This is a genomic window from Candidatus Chlorohelix allophototropha (assembly GCF_030389965.1).
GTDB lineage: Bacteria > Chloroflexota > Chloroflexia > Chloroheliales > Chloroheliaceae > Chlorohelix > Chlorohelix allophototropha.
Genome location: NZ_CP128399.1, coordinates 870,351 through 888,415, shown reverse-complemented (window position 1 = coordinate 888,415; position 18,065 = coordinate 870,351). Strand labels below are relative to the sequence as shown.

The following is an 18,065-nucleotide window of genomic DNA, read 5'->3' as shown; positions in this document are numbered from 1 at the left end:
CCTAGCTAAGCTGGAACACTTTTCCGGCATTCATAAAGAACTGTTCAACCAACGGTCCAAGCGAGTAAGCCGGAAAATAGGTTAACGCCCCTACAATCAGGATTACACCTATCAGCAATCCGGCGAATAATGGTCCGGTAGTGGGGAAGGTACCCACGCTAGCAGGAACAGTTCTCTTACGTGCCATCGCCCCTGCCAGAGCTAGGATTGGTACTATCATTAGGAAGCGACCGATTAACATGGCGGCAGAGCCGGTAATATTGTAAAAATCGGTATTTCCTGTTATTCCCGCGAAGGCGCTGCCGTTATTCCCAGTAGAACTGGTAAACAGGTAAAGCATTTCGGTCAGACCATGCGGCCCGGGATTAGCAATGCTGTTTTGCGCCACGTTATTAATCGAAGCTACCATACTGAAGCCCAGAATACTTAGGGGTAAAATCAGCACCACCAGCATTACCATTTTCATCTCACGGGCTTCTATTTTCTTGCCAAGATATTCGGGAGTACGCCCTACCATCAGTCCGGCGATAAAGACCGCCAGTATTACAAAGACAATCTTCCCGTAGAAACCTGCGCCTACACCGCCTACTACTATTTCACCCAAGGCAATATTTGTCAGGGGTACAAGCCCACCAAGCGGAGTATAGCTATCGAGGAAGCTATTAACTGCTCCGCAACTGGCATCGGTAGTAATGGTGGTAAATAACGCCGAGTCTACAATACCAAAGCGTATTTCCTTGCCTTCCATATTCCCGCCGGGGTTAGTATCGGCTACAGATTGGTTTACGCCTTGTGTTGCCACAATCGGATTGCCTTGCGCTTCGCTCACATAACACACAAACAAGCCTAGACCAAACAAAAACATGGAAGCTCCCACCAGCACCCAACCTTGTTTGGTGTTACCTGCCCAACGTCCAAAGGCGTAGAGTAAGCCCATCCCGATGGCAAATATCGAAAGCATTTGGATGAAATTGGTAAAGGGGGTAGGGTTCTCAAAAGGATGGGCGGAGTTGGCGTTAAAAAAACCGCCACCGTTAGTGCCAAGCATTTTGATGGCTTCTTGGCTTGCTACCGGACCTTGCGCGATTATTTGTTGTTGCCCTTCCACTGTGGTAGCAACGGTATAATCGTTAAAATTCATCGGCACACCCTGCCACACATAGAAGAGCGCAATTAATATACACAAGGGCAACAATATATACAGGACTGCGCGAACTACGTCCACCCAGAAGTTGCCCAATTCGCGGGCTTGCCTCCGTACCAAACCTCGGATGAGCGCCACCGCAATACTGATACCGACCGCTGCTGATACAAAGTTGTGGAAAGCCAATTGGGTTAGCTGAGTAAAATAGGTAACGCCACTTCCCGCGCTGGCTGCCCCTGAAGCTGCATATGAACCTGCCTCCGGCACATAATTTTGCCAGTTGGTGTTGGTAGTAAAGCTGGCAGCGGTGTTAAATGCCAACGCTTCGGGCATTTTTCCAACTTTTGTGCCACTGGCATCAATTGTCTGATTGAGCGGTAAAACATCCTGAAGGCGCAAAACCAGATAGGTCAATAGCATAGTAACGAGACTGAACAAGAGCATAGCGATCGCATAAACTATCCAGTTCATCTCCTTTTTCTCGTCAATGCGGGCTATTTTATAGATACCCGCCTCAAGCGGTCTTATAACACGGTGCATGAAAGTGCGTTCCCCGCTAAAGACCCGAAACATATAAATCCCCAACGGCTTGGTAATCAATAGAATTACCAAGAAGTAAAGGGCAATTTGGAGCAACCCATTCGCGGTCATTGGCTTAATCCCTCGCTAAAATTTTTCTGCCTGTAGCAGCGCAAAAGTCAGGTAAATCAGCAGCAAGATTCCCGCAATCAAGCCTAGAAGCATATCAATTGGCATAATTTCCTCCGATTAGCGTTAATTCTCAGCCTTGTCAAGAGTAGTTTTTACATAACCACCCAAATTAGTTTTTTCTTCCTTGACTAACCAATCACAGCCAAAAACATAGAGGATTGCTACCACGAAAAACAAAACCCCTACTGCTACAAATAAAAGGTCTAACATGGATTCATTCTCCTAAAGAAGGGCAAAGCTAATAAATTCAGCCTTCAATAACTCTGTGCCACTTCGTGCAGAGCTATATGCAGACTATCCTATTCTCAGGTTATCAATTAGTTCTAAAGAATTACTAAAAAGAGGCAGTGCAGGACTAAAATTTTTCTAAAAAATATTAGCTGTCGTTTCTAGCGAGAAGGCGAAAGCGATAACCCAAGCCCGGTTCGGTCAGAATGTAACGCGGAGAAGCGGGGTCTGGTTCAAGTTTCTGGCGCAATTGACCGATTAAAACGTGGAGGTATTGGGTTTCCTTGCCGTATTCAGGACCCCATACATGATGCAGCAACATTTGGTGAGTAATCAGCTTGTCAGGATTCAAAGCCAGAAATTTCAGGGTTTCATATTGCTTAGGAGTAAGCTTGATTTCCTGACCTTCTTTATACACAAGATGTTTTTCTAGATCGATGGTAAGGTAATCATCGCTGATAATTGTGGGTGAGGCTGAAACCATTGGATTGCTAATTTGCTGGCGATGGCGCAAAGCTACCCGCACCCGCGCCAGCAATTCATCCAACCCAAAGGGTTTGGTGAGATAATCGTCTGCGCCCAAATCCAAAGCCTCAACCTTCTGCCGAGATTCACCTCGTGCTGAAAGCACAATTATCGGCACATTGCTAAGGATGCGACGGCGCACTTCGCGTGTTACTTGCAAGCCGTCAAGGTCGGGCATCATTAAATCTAGAATCACCAAATCGGGTGAATTCTGCTCAATCTCTTCTAACGCTTGTACCCCACCACTGGCAGTTCTGACCTCATAGCCTTGACTGCTAAGTTGTCGCTTTAGACCGATAGTGATGGCGGGTTCATCATCAACCACAAGAATTTTCGGTTTATAAATGCTATCAAATTGGTTTTTAGCCATAATCCTGTTCTTCCTCAAAATCTTCGGCGATGGGTTCAACCGGCAAAGCAAAACTAAAAATTGACCCACCAAATAGACGATTCTGCGCCCATACTCTACCACCGTGCGCTTCAATAATCCCTCTGGTAATAGCCAAACCGATTCCAGTGCCCGGCACATCCATAACCAAACCGTTTTGGTTGGTACGCACCCGGTAAAACTTGTCAAAAATCCTTTCGAGTTCCCCCGGTGGTATCCCTCTTCCTTCATCCAACACTTTCACCAGTAATACTTGCGTACTGGAAATGCCCGAATCAAGAGTCTGCCCACTCGGTAGTTTAACCTCAGCACAAGTTTGTAACTCTACTGCGATGGTAATTGGGCGATTGGGAGCGGAGTATTTAGCAGCGTTCTCAATCAGGTTAGTAAGCGCCTGATCAATCTGCAAGTAATCTACATGCGCTAGGGGTAAATCAGACGCAAAAGTGGTAGTGACCGGATGACTCTTTAGTAGAGGGCTTTTGTTCAGCCGTTCCAACACCTTTTGGACAATTTCAGGTAGGTAATACCAGCCAAAATCTGGTTTAAGAGCATGCGCTTCAATCTTAGAAAGGTCAAGCAGATTATTCACCAGTCGCTCTAGCCGCTCGGTTTCCTGTTCAATAATATTCAAGGTTTCCCGATAATCTGTCCCTAGTTGAGGCTCGTCATACAGTCCAAGATTGGCGGTGGCAGTTTTAATTGAGGTGAGGGGGGTGCGTAGTTCGTGAGAAACTGAAGCCAGCAATGAAGATTTAAGCTGGTCTGAGTCGCGCAAGGTAGCGACTTGCGCCGACTCGCGAATCAGACGAGCATGTTCTACTGCTAGCGCTACATGGTTGGCAAATACCTGAATCAACCGCTTTTCTTCGATGCTAAAGTTAGGATAATCCGCCCTATCTCGCCCTACCGTCAGCATTACTCCCATTACCTGAGAACCATAGGTGAGCGGCAAATAGGCTACCGGAGCGGTTTCGCCCACTAAGTTGTTAGCAGTTTGACCGGAACTATCCGGTTGAAAATTGTGCTGAGCCGGGTAATAAACCGCGCGGTTCTGTTGGAAAACCGTCTGGGCGATTGCCGGGTCTGGGTGGCGGTGAGGTCTATTGCGGTAAGAGGGCAACTCAATCATAGCGCTTTCCAGTAATTTACCTTCCACCCCCTCATCTAGTAGATAGAGCGTGCAGTGTTGCGCGCCTAACACTTCGCTGACTTTCCTCAAAACTACCAGCAGCATTTCTCGTTGATCTATCCGAGTCAAAACTTCCGTTCCGAGTTCATAAAGAGCAGTTGCTTCCATAGCACGGTGCTGTGCCTGAAAACTGCTAATTCTGGCACGCCCGGCTACTTGATTGGCGAAAAGAGCCGTCCCAAAAAAAAGCAATACCGCCGTCCAGCCCTGCAAAGCGTCAATAACGAGAGTAAAAAAAGGAGGGATAAAAAAGAAATCAAAGCAAAAAAACGAGAGAACCGCAGTCAGGAAGCCGGTCATTAATCCAAACCAAACAGTCGAAACGAGGGTTAGGAACATGAAAACCATGTTCACATTATAGGGAGCTTCATTCAAAAGAAATAGAATGAGCGTAGCGACTGCCACCGAAAGAAAGCTAAACAAAAGCCCTTGCCAGCGTAAACGGGCAGTGGAAGAATATAACAATCTATTCTGGGCTAAAATTGCTGAGAGTTTCTTCGATTTCCCCCTAATTTTCACTGGTTCACCTTATTGGTAACAGCTAAAAGGTTGTAGCCCCTATAGTTCCGTTTGGTATCTAGGTCTGGGAAATATTCTTGGTCAATCACATATTACAAATTATATTGCCTAGCCCCCCACTTTTTGAACTGATACGCTTATTTTGTCTCCTGCACTGATACCTTTCACAATCTCAGTTTCCGTCCCATTAGTTACTCCAATTTCTACTGCTACTTTCTCAGTGCTTCCATCAGGCTTGATTAAATTTACATACTTTTGGAGACCAATTGACTCTAGGCTTCGCGAAGGAACCAGCAAAACGTCATTCTTGCTAAGGCTTGTGATAGTAACGGTGGATGCCATACCAATCCGGATTTTAATATCAGGCTTTTGATTGAAAGAAATTATTGAAGAATAACTAGAAGAACCCTGTCGCTGTGTGGAAATAGGCGCAATGTTTGAAACTCTACCTTCAAAGGCTTTACCGGGAAAAGCATCCAGACTTATCATTACAGGCTGTCCGATTTCTACATTGGGAACGTCTAGTTCGTCTATATCAGCGCGTATCTGCAAGGCTTTCAAATCGGAAAACTGAATGAGCGCGCCACTTACTGATTCCCCCTCTTGCGCGTTGACCGTTAATACAGTGCCGTCAAAAGGGGCATAGAGACGCGCCGATTCCAAAGCCTGCCGGGCTGTTGCAACTTGAAGGTCTGCCAATTCTGCTTGCCGAGCAGCGGCATAACCACCTGAATAAGATTGGGGTTCGGGAGTAGAATTGGGAGTTGGGCTTGGCGAATTGTTAGCACGTTCTTGGGCTGCACTGAGGTTGAAACGCGCTATATCTCGATCTCCTTCGGCGCGTGCCAAGCTTCTTTCCAGATTTGTGGTATCTAGTTCTGCCAGTAACGTACCGATAGGAACAATGTCACCGGGCTTCACATAAATTTTACGGATTACTTCTTGGCTACGAAAAGAAAGTTGTTGCGAACGGGAGGATTCTACTCGCCCGGTAGCGCGAACGCTGGCAGTAATTGTACCGCTTCGAACTGTATAAATTGTGGTTGAAGTACCTTTTGGTTGAGCAACGGTAAAATATACTACTACCCCGATCAGGCTTAGTAAAACCACTATTACCAAAGCCGGAATCAGATAACGCCTCATTTAGCCTCAAGTGCGTGGTCGTAAATTGCTTTTACCTTGCTGTAAACTATATCGGCGGTGTAATGCTCTAGCGTTTTCTTTCGTCCTGCCGCCGCCAACTTTGCGGCTAAGCTTGAATCTTCCAATAAGGTTAAAATGCTGTTGGCGATTGCCGGGATGTCTCCAAATTCCTCCAGCAACCCATCTTGCTGATGGCTTACCAGACCGGGAACGCCACCCGCAGCCGCTCCCACCACCGGCTTACCGTTTAGCCATGCTTCCAAATAAACAATTCCAAAGCTATCGGTGCGGCTTGGCATAGCAAAAACATCACCCGCTGCGAACAAATCACGCTTTTCTTCCGGGGATATAAAGCCCAATACTTTGGTGCGCGCTTTATCTTCAGTGGATAATTCATCATAAAACTTTTGGAAATGGCTCATCACCGGTCCCGCAATAACCAGCGTGGCTTCAGTTTTCTTTTCTTTCCAGAGCAATTGCATTGCCTGTACCAGATGCACCGTTCCCTTGTCAAAGGCAGCAGTACCCTGATAAAAAACAATGGGCGTTTCAATACTATGTTTTTGCCGAAATGCCTGACCATTACCGCCCATTATGGTGGTCGGTTCTATTCCCGGTCCAACAATATGCACCTTTTCGCCCGGCACGCCAAGACTGACCACATAATCACGTTCAAGAAAAGTCATGGTAATTACCGCATCAGCTTGGTTCATCCAGTGCATTTGGTGGCGCATAGTGTAATATTTGCGTACCTGCGGGTTTTTTGGTTCTCCTAAATGTACATGCGGCGTAAACACAAAAGCCGCTCCGGTACGCTTCACATTTTGCCATGAATCGTAAATTATACTGTCGAAGGGCGCGTTCACGGCATGCACAAGGTCATAATTAGCTTGCCGGAGAGCGTGACCTAGCGATGGTATCAGCGGGGTCATTCGGCAGGCTTGTTGCAGCAATGGAACGGCAACACCGGAAGGTATCGGCGACGCGCTCAACATTGTAAGCAACCTACGCCAAACCGGAAAGAATAGAGGGGATATAATCGGTACTCTTCGTACTTTGAAGCGTTCAACTTCCACACCATTAATTACTTCGTGGGAAGGTCGCCCGATGGTACGCTTACCGCTGCTCCAGAAGTGTTCAAGATCCCAGGCATCGGTAGTATATATAGAAACCTCCGCGCTGGGTTCGCGCTCAACCAGACGCTCAACTATTTGCTGGATATAAACTTCTGAGCCGCCAATAAAGGGGTAGTAACGTGGAAGTACGTGCAGATAACGCAACGTGGTTAAGCCCTCGTTTCCAACAGCCTAGCATTGAAACGCGCTTTCATGCGGCGCATACCAATTTCAATCTGAGGATAAATATACCAAACAGTGCCGATAGCGAATAGACCTCCGGTTAGCAAACGCAATTCCCATGCGCTTTGCCGCCAGCCAAATAACTGGGTAAAAGCATCTATCAGCATTGGTAGGGAAAAAATGCCATATTGCCACAGCTTAAGTGGCTGCAAACGGTTTCTGATGATATGGAATAGTAGCCCGGTCAACCCCAACAAGGCATAGATTGCCAAACACCGCTGGCATAAGCCCATTTGATGCCCTTCAATGAAGAAAGAGTGGGATGGTTCTTGTACACATAACAGGTTGCATAGTCCATTAACCGGAACGCTCAACCAACGCCAACCCTGCTGCTCAGCAAGCGGTACTGCCAAAGCTAAACCGACCATCCCAATATTAAAAGTGTTAAGCACAGTTAGCCAGCGCTGCGACATAAAGCGCAGAAACCCTGTAAAACCGTTAATAGTGTTCTCGGAAAGATGTTGCCGCCACTCCGGTATATCATCCTGAATATAAGCCAGTTTTTCAGGATCGGGCTTGATATTATTTTGCCTGTTTTGAAATTGCGATGCGGGCATAATACTTAAATACCACTGGCTAACGCTTTTTGGTAAAAGTCTTTTATCTCGGCGGCGCTTAGCTGTCCGCGCTTAATCGCTACAATTTTACCGTTCTTATCAAGAAAGTATGACTCTGGGAATTTTGTCACGAAATAACCGCCAGCTACCTCACTATTCTTATCGAGTAACACGGGAACAGTGACACCACCATTGTCCTTAAAGAACGATTTGATAGTGCTATCGTCTTCCTTCTGGTTTACGGTTAAAACGGCTACCGAGCTATCATTTTTATGTAGTTTGTAAAAATCGTTAATATCCTTCATTTCATCTTGACAAGGAATACACCAAGAAGCCCAAAAATTCACGAAAACAACCTTGCCTCGAAATTTGCTTAGCTGTACCGGGTTACCACCCAATTGTGAGAGTGCAAAGTCGGGTGCGATATCGTTTTCTTTCAGTTCTTCGGTGGGCAATTTCTGGTTAGGAATCAAGCCTGCTTTTTGAGTTACGCCATCCATTGTAATGGTATCGGGTCCACGTAGTGCGGTAGCAAGCATAATATAGCAACCAAGCAAAAAGGCAAGACCAAAAATAGAACCCAATGCAAAACGTGCCAACCTTGCACCGGTAGAATCAGGACGGGATGAGCGTGGTCTAACGGTGGTGGTTGCCTGTTCTTTTTTATCTTTTTCTACGGTATTTGCCATCGCTTACTGCCTTTTCTTTTTTAAATATAGGATTGACTTCTTCTCTAGTTGAGTGTAGCATTTTTAGGATACCTGCGCAATTATTGTGAGAATACATTAACTTAAATTTTGATTAATACATGCCTGATACACCAAATGAGCCTTCTAATCCCTATCGTTTGCTACCTGCAATTGACAAGCTATTAACTTCAGCGCCTTTACAAAGGTTGATGGAAGTAGAGGGCTTGCCACGCGACTTTATAACCGCTATAGCGCGTGAAAGGCTGGATTTAGCACGGCAGAATATCCGACAGGGCGTGGCACCGCTCAGTTCGCAGCAATTGTTGGATGAAATCGAAAGTTTGGCAAAAACTATCAGTAACGGGAATTTGCGCGAAGTTATAAACGCTACCGGAGTAATTGTACATACGAATATAGGTCGCGCTCCTTTAAGCATTGAGGCTGTGGCAGCAGTGAATAAGGTTGCGATAGGCTATAGCAATCTTGAATACGAACTAGAGACAGGCGAACGTGGTAGTCGCATGAGCCATATTTCAGATTTGATAGCGCGGTTAACCGGAGCAGAAGCGGGAATGGCTGTAAATAATAATGCGGCAGCGGTATTAATGGTGCTTTCTGCTTTCGCACGTGCTAAAGAGGTGCTAATTTCACGCGGGCAAGCGGTGGAAATCGGCGGTTCTTTTCGAGTACCGGACGTAATTGCGCAAAGCGGCGGTAAATTGGTGGATGTAGGCACTACCAATAAAACCTATATAAGAGATTACGAGAACGCCATTAATCCCAATACGGCGATTATATTGCAGGTGCACAGCAGCAATTTTAAGGTTGTAGGCTTTACCCATTCAGCCAAACTGGAAGAGTTGGTACAATTGGCAAACGCGCACAACCTGATTGTGGTGGAAGATTTAGGCAGCGGTACATTACTGGACACTGCTCAATACGGCTTATCACACGAACCTACCGTACAGGAAAGCATTAGCAAGGGCGTTCATCTGGTAACTTTTAGCGGCGATAAATTGCTTGGCGGTGCGCAAGCCGGAATAATTGCCGGGCGCAAAGACTTAATTGATAAACTCAAAAAACATCCCCTCGCGCGCGCGTTGCGGCTCGATAAAATGACAATTGCAGCACTTCAAGCTACCTTTTTGCATTATCTAAAGGGAGAAGCAGAACACAAAATCCCGGTGTGGCAAATGATTTCGATGTCGCAAGCAGAAATATTACAACGTGCCAAAAGCTGGCAAGCGGTTCTAGCTAATTGCTGGGAGGGCGCTACCATTGTGGAAGGACTTTCTACGGTGGGAGGAGGTTCTCTACCGAGCGAAACGCTACCAACCTACCTACTGGCGTTGCCCGCAATACCGGGAAAGAGCGCTGCAATGCTAACTGCTGCCCTACGACAACAACGCCCGGCGATAATTTGCCGAGTTGAGCGCGAAACCCTATTGCTAGACCCTCGTACCGTATTGCCCGATCAAGATGATATACTATTAGACGCTTTGAAAAAGAACTGTTCTTTCCCCACATCCAGTCGCTTGGATTTTCCGACATCATAAAGCTCTTAATTGAAAGAGTATTTATGTAATTAAATAATCTATACGAATGGCTAAATTCGCAAAATCATTCAAAATTAACTGAAAAATAACTTGACAAGTTCTTCAATAATGTGTTAAATTTGCGGGAGTATTTAATTTGTAAATACTGATTAGAACCTTCTTCCTAGGGAGATGCCATAATGGCAAAACAGAAAAAGACTAGCGCGCAAGTAGCCGAAAAAATTGAAAAGAAAACGAAAAAAGGTGGGGGCTTCTTCCGCTTCCTTTTTATCCTTGCAATCCTTACTCTCCTTGTAGTAATACTACGTAAGCAGATGGGTGGTTCTGGGGAAAAATCTAGTTAACTGAAAAGACAAAATCAGCAACTAAGAAACCTCCCCAACAAGGGAGGTTTTTTCACAAATAAAGCATTTGTTACTAACAACAGGTAATAACATTTATAAAGTATAAGAGAAGCGGGCGCCCGCCCGATGTTTTGAGGAAAGGATAATTGCAGTGATGTACCGTATGAACGAACCAATGCAGGGGAGGGAACGCCAGATGGCGAACCAAGCCTGTTACTCTCGAATGGCTAACCAGCCTCAAGCTTTCGCGCTACCCACTGCTACTCCCCTTAACCTCATTAATCCCCTTATTCTTCTACTTATTAGCCTTATTATTATTAGCCTTATCGGTCTCCTGCTCGTTATTAGCCCGCTTGGTCTTTAGTAAGATACCAGGTAGGTAAAGGCAAAGAAGCGTTACCTCAATCACCCGGTATTCGAGTAAAGAGCCAAGCGGACCCAAATAAATTTCCGGTAACATAGCTCCCAAAATAATAATCGCAAAGACGCGAAAACAGTAAAACTAAATAATTTCATTTATTTGAAAACGAATTTTGATCGCAAGGACGCGTTTCAAGCTGTTATAAGGCTAATAAACGTCGTTATTGTTATGTTAATCTGAGGAGGAAGAGGTAAAAAATGGCTACCACCACTTCAACACAGCAACAGGCTGATGTTCGCTTTACCCAACGCGAACTAGACGGTGCGCGTATTCTCTGCGAGTGCTTAATTGCAGAAGGCGTACAGATTATATTTGGCTATCCCGGTGGTGTGCTTTTGCCGCTCTATCATGTATTTAGCGAATATCCTGAAATCCGGCATATACTCGTAAGGCATGAGCAAGCAGCAGCGCACGCAGCAGATGGCTACGCCCGCGCCACTAATAAGGTAGGGGTTTGTATGGGAACCAGCGGGCCCGGTGCCACCAACTTGGTTACCGGTATTGCGACTGCTATGATGGATAGCGCTCCGGTGGTTGCTCTTACCGGTCAGGTTACACGCAGCCTGATTGGACGCGATGCCTTCCAAGAAACTGACATTACCGGCATCACCTTGCCAATTACCAAGCATAACTGGTTGGTTATGGATACTGCCGATTTGGCAACAACCATCAAAAAGGCATTTCACATTGCCGGTACTGGACGACCCGGACCGGTTCTGGTGGATATTCCTAAAGACGTATTTACCAGCAAAACCTATTTCAGCGGGTATCCTGCGGAAGTAAAAATGCGTGGATATAACCCTACTGTTTTCGGTCATGCTCGCCAAATCAAACAGGCAGCCAAGTTGATTAATGAGGCGCAACGTCCTGTACTTTTGGTAGGTCATGGTGTAACCACTTCCGAAGCTTATAACGAACTGATGGAACTGGCAGAACGAGCCGAGATTCCGGTTATTAGCACCTTACAAGGTTTGAGCAGTTTCCCAACCGCGCATCCTTTGAGCTTGGGTATGCCCGGTATGCACGGCAACCTGCATGCCAACCACGCTATCAATGAGTCGGATGTGCTGATTGCGATGGGTATGCGTTTTGATGACCGTGTAACCGGAAACTTGAAATCCTTCGCCCGTAACTGCAAGATTATCCACATTGATATTGACCCGGCTGAGATCGGTAAAAACGTACCTGTGCATATCCCGATTGTAGGCGATGTGAAAAAAGTATTACAGGTTTTGAACTTGCACGTCAATGCTGCCAAGCATACTGAATGGCTGGAAAAAATTACCCACTGGCGCGGAAAAGACGCAGCACGCCGTGAGAACGAAATGGCACGGTTGGGCGTGTTACCTCCTCAATTCATCATCAAAACTTTAGGTGAGGTTTTAGGCGGAGAAGCGGTTATTACTACCGATGTGGGGCAGCACCAGATGTATGTGGCGCAACACTTCAACTTCCGCAAGGCTAATTCCCTGATTAGTAGCGGCGGTTTGGGTACGATGGGCTTTGGCTTGCCGAGCGCGATGGGCGCAAAAATGGCTTTGGGAGAGAATGTGCCGGTGTGGACGGTAACAGGTGATGGCGGTTTTCAAATGAATATGCAGGAACTTGCCACCTGCGTACAGGAAAAAATCAACGTCAAAATAGCCATCCTGAATAACGGCGTGTTAGGAATGATTAGGCAGTGGCAGCAGGTGTTCTATGATGGTCGCTACCATAGCACCCCAATCACAGGACCAGACTTTGTTAAACTGGCGGAAGCCTTCGGCGTGCGTGCTTGGCGCGTAACCCACCGCGATGAAGTAGCCCGCACTATCCAAGAAGCTAACGATTGGGACGGTCCGGCATTGATTGATTTCATCATCCCGCAAGGTGAAAACGTATTCCCAATGGTTCCCCCGGGTGGCTCAAACCTGGATGCTATTACCGAAGCTTAGTTAACCCTATCCCCTCACTTGTATAAAGTGAGGGGGATACTGGAATATATATAAGGAAGCCAGAATGCCTACTATAACTGCAAATACAGGAACAAAACACACCCTAGTTGTGTTGCTGGAAGACGAACCGGGCGCTTTGAATCGGGTTGTAAGCATGTTCCGAAGACGCAGCTTCAACATTGAAAGTTTGAGTGTCGGACATACTGAAGAAGCCAATCTTAGCCGTATGACTTTGACCGTTGCCGGTGAAGACAACGAGGTCGAGCAGATGGTTAAACATCTTTATAAGGTACTGGAAGTAGTTAAAGTAACCGATGTCACTGCCGAGCAAAGTATTATTCGTGAAATGGCACTGATAAAAGTCACCGCCGACAAGCCTGAAAACCGGGCTGAAATTATGCAGTTTGCCGAGATCTTTAAAGCACGTGTACTGGATGTAGCCCCCGATAGCATAACACTTGAATCTACTGGACCAGAAGATGAAGTTGATCGTCTGTTTATTTTGTTAAAGCGTTATGGTATCAAGGAGAGCGTTCGAACTGGCAGCGTAGCCATGTTGCGCGGATCCTCTGTTGCTGGAGCAATTTAAATTACGAAAACGGTAGTTGTGAGGGCTACCGCTTTCAAGCATTTTAGTAACAAAACACTGTGTAGTATGAGAGGAGTTCGAGAAAAATGGGATCAACCTACGCAATCACTCAGGTGAATACGCTGGAAGCGGAAAACGCTTTGGATAGATTTATTAAAGGCGATTTGCAGGATGCTATAGACCATATCCAGCAGATCAATGCTTCTGTCTATTATTCTTGCAGACTCGATAATCTCGAGAGCAAAGGTCGTCGCATTATGATTGTGGCGGATGCCAATGAGGATTTGGTAAGGATATGTATCGAAGCTTCTTATGAGTTATACGAAGGTGATACCCATTTCTTCGTAGAACGAATCGGCACGTCCAATCGATCTGAAGCTCGAGAACGTGTACCAAACCTGATGCAACGGGCTTACGATCGATTAATTACTTGGAAACCATCACACGACAATATCTGGGATAACGTTTACTAGGTTCGGGCTGTGCAATCAGGTTGCGGAAACAACGAGCATGAAGGCTGTATCATTTATGAACGATAATAAACCTGAAAGTCGGTATCCGAAACCTTTGAGGAGGAGATAATGGCGAGGCTCTATTACGACAAAGATGCGAATTTCGACCTTATAAAAAACAAGAAGATAGCAATTATCGGTTACGGTAGTCAAGGTCACGCACATGCGTTGAACTTGCACGAAAGTGGCTGTGACGTGCGAATCGGTCTTTACAAAGGCAGCAAAAGCTGGGAAGAAGCCGCAAAGCATCTTCCGGTTAAAACCGTGGCGGATGCTTCGGCTGAAGCAGATGTCATAATGATACTTCTGCCCGATCAGACCCAACGTGCGGTTTACGAGCAGGATATTAAGCCGGGCTTGAAAGATGGCGACACTTTGATGTTCGCACACGGCTTTAACATCCATTTCAACCAAGTTCTACCGCCATCGTTCGTAGACGTATCAATGATTGCGCCCAAAGGGCCGGGACATTTGGTACGCAGCGTGTATGTAGAAGGTGGTGGCGTTCCCGCATTGGTAGCAGTTCAGCAGGATTACACCGGGCAAGCCAAACAACAAGCGCTGGCTTATGCACGTGGTATCGGGGCAGCGCGCGCTGGTGTGCTTGAAACCACTTTTAAGGAAGAAACCGAGACCGACCTTTTTGGCGAACAAGCGGTATTGTGTGGTGGTCTGGCAGCCTTGACCAAAGCCGGTTTTGAAACCCTTGTAGAAGCCGGATATCAACCCGAAGCAGCTTACTTCGAATGCTTGCATGAGCTTAAGCTAATCGTGGACTTGATGTACAAGGGTGGGCTGGAATATATGCGCTTTAGCATCAGCGATACCGCTGAATATGGCGATTATACCCGCGGTCCTCGCATCGTAAATGATGAGACTCGCGCCGAGATGAGGCGGATCCTGCGAGAGATTCAGAACGGACAGTTTGCCAAAGAATTTATTTTGGAAAATCAGTCCGGTAAAGCTTCCTTCCAAGCAATGCGCAGAGTGGAGAAAGAGCATCCAATTGAGAAGGTTGGCAAGGAATTGCGCGCAATGATGAGTTGGTTGAACGCAAAGTAACAAGCACACAAGGTAAAGGCACTCTGGTTTGAGTATTACCAGAGTGCTTGCGCCCGTAAATAAATGGAGGATAAGATGAGCAGTCAGAGCGGAGAGAGTGGGGTAGTAAGCCACGATAAAAACAACCGTGTAATTATTTTCGATACCACCTTGCGCGATGGGGAGCAATCACCGGGCGCAACTATGAACGTGGATGAAAAAATCGAAATTGCCAAGCAATTGGCACGGTTGGGTGTGGATGTAATCGAAGCCGGTTTTCCGATCAGCAGCGAAGGCGATTTCGAAGCAGTACGACGAATTGCACAGGAAGTAAAAGGTCCCACTATCGCCGGTCTCGCCCGCGCTCGCGCTCAAGATATTGATCGCTGTTGGGAAGCAGTCAAACATTCCGATAAACCCCGTATCCACGTTTTTATCTCCAGTTCCGATATTCATCTCCAACATCTTTTCAAACTTACCCGTGAGGAAGCGCTGGTGCAAACTCGCGAAATGGTGGCACATGCCAAACAATATTGTGACGATATAGAATTCAGCGCACAGGATGCTACCCGTTCCGAACTTGATTATCTTTGCCAGATGATTCAAGCGGCGGTAGATGCAGGCGCTACTACCGTGAATTTGCCTGATACGGTGGGCTATACCACTCCTGACGAATATGAGAATATGATTTTGACCGTCAAGGCGCGTGTAAAAGGCATTGAGAACGTTATAATTTCTGTGCATTGCCACAATGATTTGGGAATGGCAGTTGCCAATAGCCTAACTACCCTTCGCGCAGGCGCACGACAGGTTGAGTGTACTATCAATGGTATCGGCGAACGTGCTGGAAATGCTGCGCTGGAAGAAATTGTGATGGCGCTTAACACTCGCGGGGATTTCTTTAACCTGTGGACGGGTGTGGACATTGGGCAAATCCAGAAAACGAGCCGGATGGTAAGCTCTTTCACCGGTATTCCGGTACAGCCCAACAAAGCAATTGTCGGTTCAAATGCTTTTGCGCATGAGAGTGGTATACATCAGGACGGTATGCTGAAAGAGCGCCGCACCTACGAAATCATGGATGCTTCGGCGGTAGGCGCAGGAGATACTAATCTGGTACTGGGCAAGCATAGCGGGCGGCACGCTTTTAAGAAAAAGCTACAAGATTTGGGCTATTATCTGGAAGGTGAGGAATTGAACCGCGCTTTCTTCGAGTTCAAACAATTGTGTGACCGCAAGAAAACTGTCACCGACCGCGAACTGGAAGCATTGGTAATTGATCAGGTTCAGAACGAGAACAAAACTCTGTACCGACTTGAACAGATTCAGGCTACCTCTGGCGATAAGTCTATTCCTACCGCAACTGTCAAATTAGTTGCTCCCGATGGCACGATTGTAACCGACTCGGCTACCGGAGACGGGCCCGTAGATGCGGTTTGCGCTGCTATCAATCGCATTACCGGTGTTCACTGCGTTCTCAGCGAGTTCAATATTACAGCTATAACCAAGGGCATCGACTCTATGGGTGAGGTGGCAATCAAAGTATCATATAAAGGGCGCACGGTTAGCGGGCATGGCGCACACACCGATATAATTGTGGCTTCAGCCCGTGCTTACCTGCAAGCGGTTAATCGCTTTGTGCAAATGGGCGAATTTGCGGACGAGTCGGGCGCAGACCCTTATCGCCGCGATGAGTTCGGACCGCTTGCCGGAACGAGCCGCGCTTTCGGAAGATAACAAACTAGAAGATACAGGAACGGTTACCCTCAGAAGGTGCGGTTCCTGCATTCTGCATTTATATTTCTAATACAAGGATTGTTTAATGAACTTCAAGATTGCGGTACTACCCGGTGACGGAATCGGTCAGGAAGTAACGGAAGAAGCGCTTAAAGTTTTTGAGGTAGTAGCCGAGGAGTTTGGGCATACGCTGGATACCGAATTTGGCTTAGTAGGTGGCGCTGCGCTCGATGCAGAGGGTGTGCCGATCTCAGACTCAGCGATGGAAATGTGTAATCGCGCCGACGCAATTCTCTTTGGCGCGGTGGGCTTACCTAAATACGACACTGCCCCGATGGAGAAACGCCCCGAACTGGCATTGTTTCGGTTGCGCAAGGGTTTCGAGCTTTATGCCAACCTACGCCCGGTCAAGAATCTACCCGCTTTGCAAAACGCCAGCAACCTGAAACCGGAAGTGTTGGCAGGGGTTGATTTAGTGGTAGTGCGTGAACTTACGGGAGGGCTATATTTCGGGAAACCGGCAGAACGTTACACCGATGCTGAAGGACGCAAAGCCGTTGACACCCTGCCCTATAGTGAGCAGGAAATCAGCCGTATCGTGCGAACTGCCTTTGAACTGGCACGCCAGCGTAACGGCAAAAAACGGGTTACTTCGGTTGACAAGGCAAACGTACTGCATACCAGCCGTTTGTGGCGTGAAGTAGCCACCGAAGTTGGGCAAGAATACCCTGATATTGCACTAGAGCATTTGTTGGTGGACGCTACAGCGATGAACCTGATTCGCAAGCCTGCGGCTTTTGACGTGATTGTAACCGAAAACATGTTTGGCGACATCCTCACCGATGAAGCCTCGATGCTGGCAGGTTCGATGGGTTTATTGGCAAGCGCCAGCCTTGGAACGCGCCACAATGAATACGGTGGACAATACGGCATGTATGAGCCGATTCACGGCACCGCCCCCGACATAACCGGACAGGGTATTGCCAACCCGTTAGCCGCAATAGGTTGCGTGGCAATGTTACTGCGTTCAACTTTTGGTCTGGAAAAAGAAGCTTCTACGATTGAGGAGGCTATCGAGCAGGCTCTTAACGATGGCTTGCGCACTCCCGACCTTTATCAGCCCGGCACTACCAAACTAAATACTATCCAGATGGGTGATGCCGTCGCTGAACGAGTTCGCACCAAAGTCACACGCTAAACTATTTGGTATTAAGGTATGGGGCTTATGAAGATTAACAATTAAAACCGTAAAACGAGGATTGGGGTAAATCTACCAGATTTCACCATCAAGCGTGGGCGCATCGCGATGCGCCCCTACGAACCAACCCTTATGAGAGCCGATTTGTAGGGGCGGTTCGTGAACCGCCCGGTTTTCTCACATATTTACGGATTAATTTCTTAAAGTTTATTAGCCTCTTGTCTGACTCAAACAAAAGTCCTGATAGAACATGAGCACGAAAATAGAGGCAAAATGCTT

The 18,065-nt window shown here is 46.9% G+C and carries 18 protein-coding genes; 9 read left to right on the top strand and 9 right to left on the bottom strand.

From position 1 onward, the window contains the following. Nucleotide 1 precedes the first annotated feature (1 nt). The 9 genes from kdpA to OZ401_RS03745 all read right to left on the bottom strand — a co-directional run bounded on the left by kdpA (nucleotide 2) and on the right by OZ401_RS03745 (nucleotide 8,454). Nucleotides 2-1,795: a potassium-transporting ATPase subunit KdpA gene (kdpA, locus tag OZ401_RS03785; RefSeq protein ID WP_341469380.1), complete on the bottom strand. Its 1,794-nt coding sequence runs from the start codon at nucleotides 1,793-1,795 to the stop codon at nucleotides 2-4. A gap of 15 nt (nucleotides 1,796-1,810) precedes the next feature. After that, entirely contained in the window at nucleotides 1,811-1,900 is a 90-nt protein-coding gene (locus OZ401_RS03780) for a potassium-transporting ATPase subunit F (protein ID WP_341469379.1), read from the bottom strand. Between the two features lie 18 nt (nucleotides 1,901-1,918). Then, nucleotides 1,919-2,065, bottom strand: coding sequence for a hypothetical protein (locus OZ401_RS03775; RefSeq protein ID WP_341469378.1), 147 nt, complete (start codon nucleotides 2,063-2,065; stop codon nucleotides 1,919-1,921). A 166-nt stretch (nucleotides 2,066-2,231) separates the two neighbouring features. Beyond that, nucleotides 2,232-2,978, bottom strand: coding sequence for a response regulator transcription factor (locus tag OZ401_RS03770; RefSeq protein ID WP_341469377.1), 747 nt, complete (start codon nucleotides 2,976-2,978; stop codon nucleotides 2,232-2,234). Further along, nucleotides 2,971-4,707 carry an ATP-binding protein gene (locus OZ401_RS03765; RefSeq protein WP_341469376.1) on the bottom strand — a complete coding sequence of 579 codons (1,737 nt, stop codon included), beginning with the start codon at nucleotides 4,705-4,707 and terminating at the stop codon, nucleotides 2,971-2,973. Before OZ401_RS03765 ends, OZ401_RS03770 begins: the two co-directional genes overlap by 8 nt. 108 nt (nucleotides 4,708-4,815) lie before the next feature. Then, nucleotides 4,816-5,850 (bottom strand): efflux RND transporter periplasmic adaptor subunit, encoded by a 1,035-nt coding sequence (locus OZ401_RS03760; RefSeq protein ID WP_341469375.1) that lies wholly within the window; start codon nucleotides 5,848-5,850, stop codon nucleotides 4,816-4,818. Next, the gene (locus OZ401_RS03755; protein WP_341469374.1) at nucleotides 5,847-7,130 is read right to left on the bottom strand and encodes a glycosyltransferase family 4 protein; all 1,284 of its coding nucleotides are present in this window, start codon (nucleotides 7,128-7,130) and stop codon (nucleotides 5,847-5,849) included. The genes OZ401_RS03760 and OZ401_RS03755 overlap by 4 nt, the downstream gene beginning before the upstream one ends. A 5-nt stretch (nucleotides 7,131-7,135) precedes the next feature. Then, entirely contained in the window at nucleotides 7,136-7,765 is a 630-nt protein-coding gene (locus OZ401_RS03750) for a DUF2085 domain-containing protein (protein WP_341469373.1), read from the bottom strand. Nucleotides 7,766-7,770: 5 nt separating this feature from the next. After that, nucleotides 7,771-8,454 (bottom strand): TlpA family protein disulfide reductase, encoded by a 684-nt coding sequence (locus OZ401_RS03745; protein ID WP_341469372.1) that lies wholly within the window; start codon nucleotides 8,452-8,454, stop codon nucleotides 7,771-7,773. A 119-nt stretch (nucleotides 8,455-8,573) separates the two neighbouring features. Between OZ401_RS03745 and selA the strand changes: the two genes are divergently transcribed. The 9 genes from selA (at nucleotide 8,574) to leuB (ending at nucleotide 17,786) form a co-directional block, all read left to right on the top strand. Continuing rightward, nucleotides 8,574-10,010, top strand: coding sequence for an L-seryl-tRNA(Sec) selenium transferase (gene selA, locus OZ401_RS03740; protein WP_341469371.1), 1,437 nt, complete (start codon nucleotides 8,574-8,576; stop codon nucleotides 10,008-10,010). A 179-nt stretch (nucleotides 10,011-10,189) separates the two neighbouring features. Beyond that, entirely contained in the window at nucleotides 10,190-10,354 is a 165-nt protein-coding gene (locus tag OZ401_RS03735) for a hypothetical protein (RefSeq protein ID WP_341469370.1), read from the top strand. A 163-nt stretch (nucleotides 10,355-10,517) separates the two neighbouring features. Then, nucleotides 10,518-10,718, top strand: coding sequence for a hypothetical protein (locus tag OZ401_RS03730; RefSeq protein WP_341469369.1), 201 nt, complete (start codon nucleotides 10,518-10,520; stop codon nucleotides 10,716-10,718). A 254-nt stretch (nucleotides 10,719-10,972) separates the two neighbouring features. Further along, a complete protein-coding gene (ilvB, locus tag OZ401_RS03725) occupies nucleotides 10,973-12,709 on the top strand; it encodes a biosynthetic-type acetolactate synthase large subunit (RefSeq protein ID WP_341469368.1) in 1,737 nt (578 codons plus the stop codon). A gap of 64 nt (nucleotides 12,710-12,773) precedes the next feature. Continuing rightward, a complete protein-coding gene (ilvN, locus tag OZ401_RS03720; RefSeq protein WP_341469367.1) occupies nucleotides 12,774-13,298 on the top strand; it encodes an acetolactate synthase small subunit in 525 nt (174 codons plus the stop codon). An 86-nt stretch (nucleotides 13,299-13,384) separates the two neighbouring features. Continuing rightward, entirely contained in the window at nucleotides 13,385-13,771 is a 387-nt protein-coding gene (locus OZ401_RS03715) for a hypothetical protein (RefSeq protein ID WP_341469366.1), read from the top strand. Nucleotides 13,772-13,879: 108 nt separating this feature from the next. Then, nucleotides 13,880-14,872: a ketol-acid reductoisomerase gene (ilvC, locus tag OZ401_RS03710; protein ID WP_341469365.1), complete on the top strand. Its 993-nt coding sequence runs from the start codon at nucleotides 13,880-13,882 to the stop codon at nucleotides 14,870-14,872. 75 nt (nucleotides 14,873-14,947) lie between these two features. Continuing rightward, nucleotides 14,948-16,588, top strand: a complete 1,641-nt coding sequence (locus OZ401_RS03705) for a 2-isopropylmalate synthase (RefSeq protein WP_341469364.1) — start codon at nucleotides 14,948-14,950, stop codon at nucleotides 16,586-16,588. Between the two features lie 85 nt (nucleotides 16,589-16,673). Continuing rightward, entirely contained in the window at nucleotides 16,674-17,786 is a 1,113-nt protein-coding gene (gene leuB, locus OZ401_RS03700; RefSeq protein ID WP_341469363.1) for a 3-isopropylmalate dehydrogenase, read from the top strand. The last annotated feature ends 279 nt before the right edge of the window (nucleotides 17,787-18,065 follow it).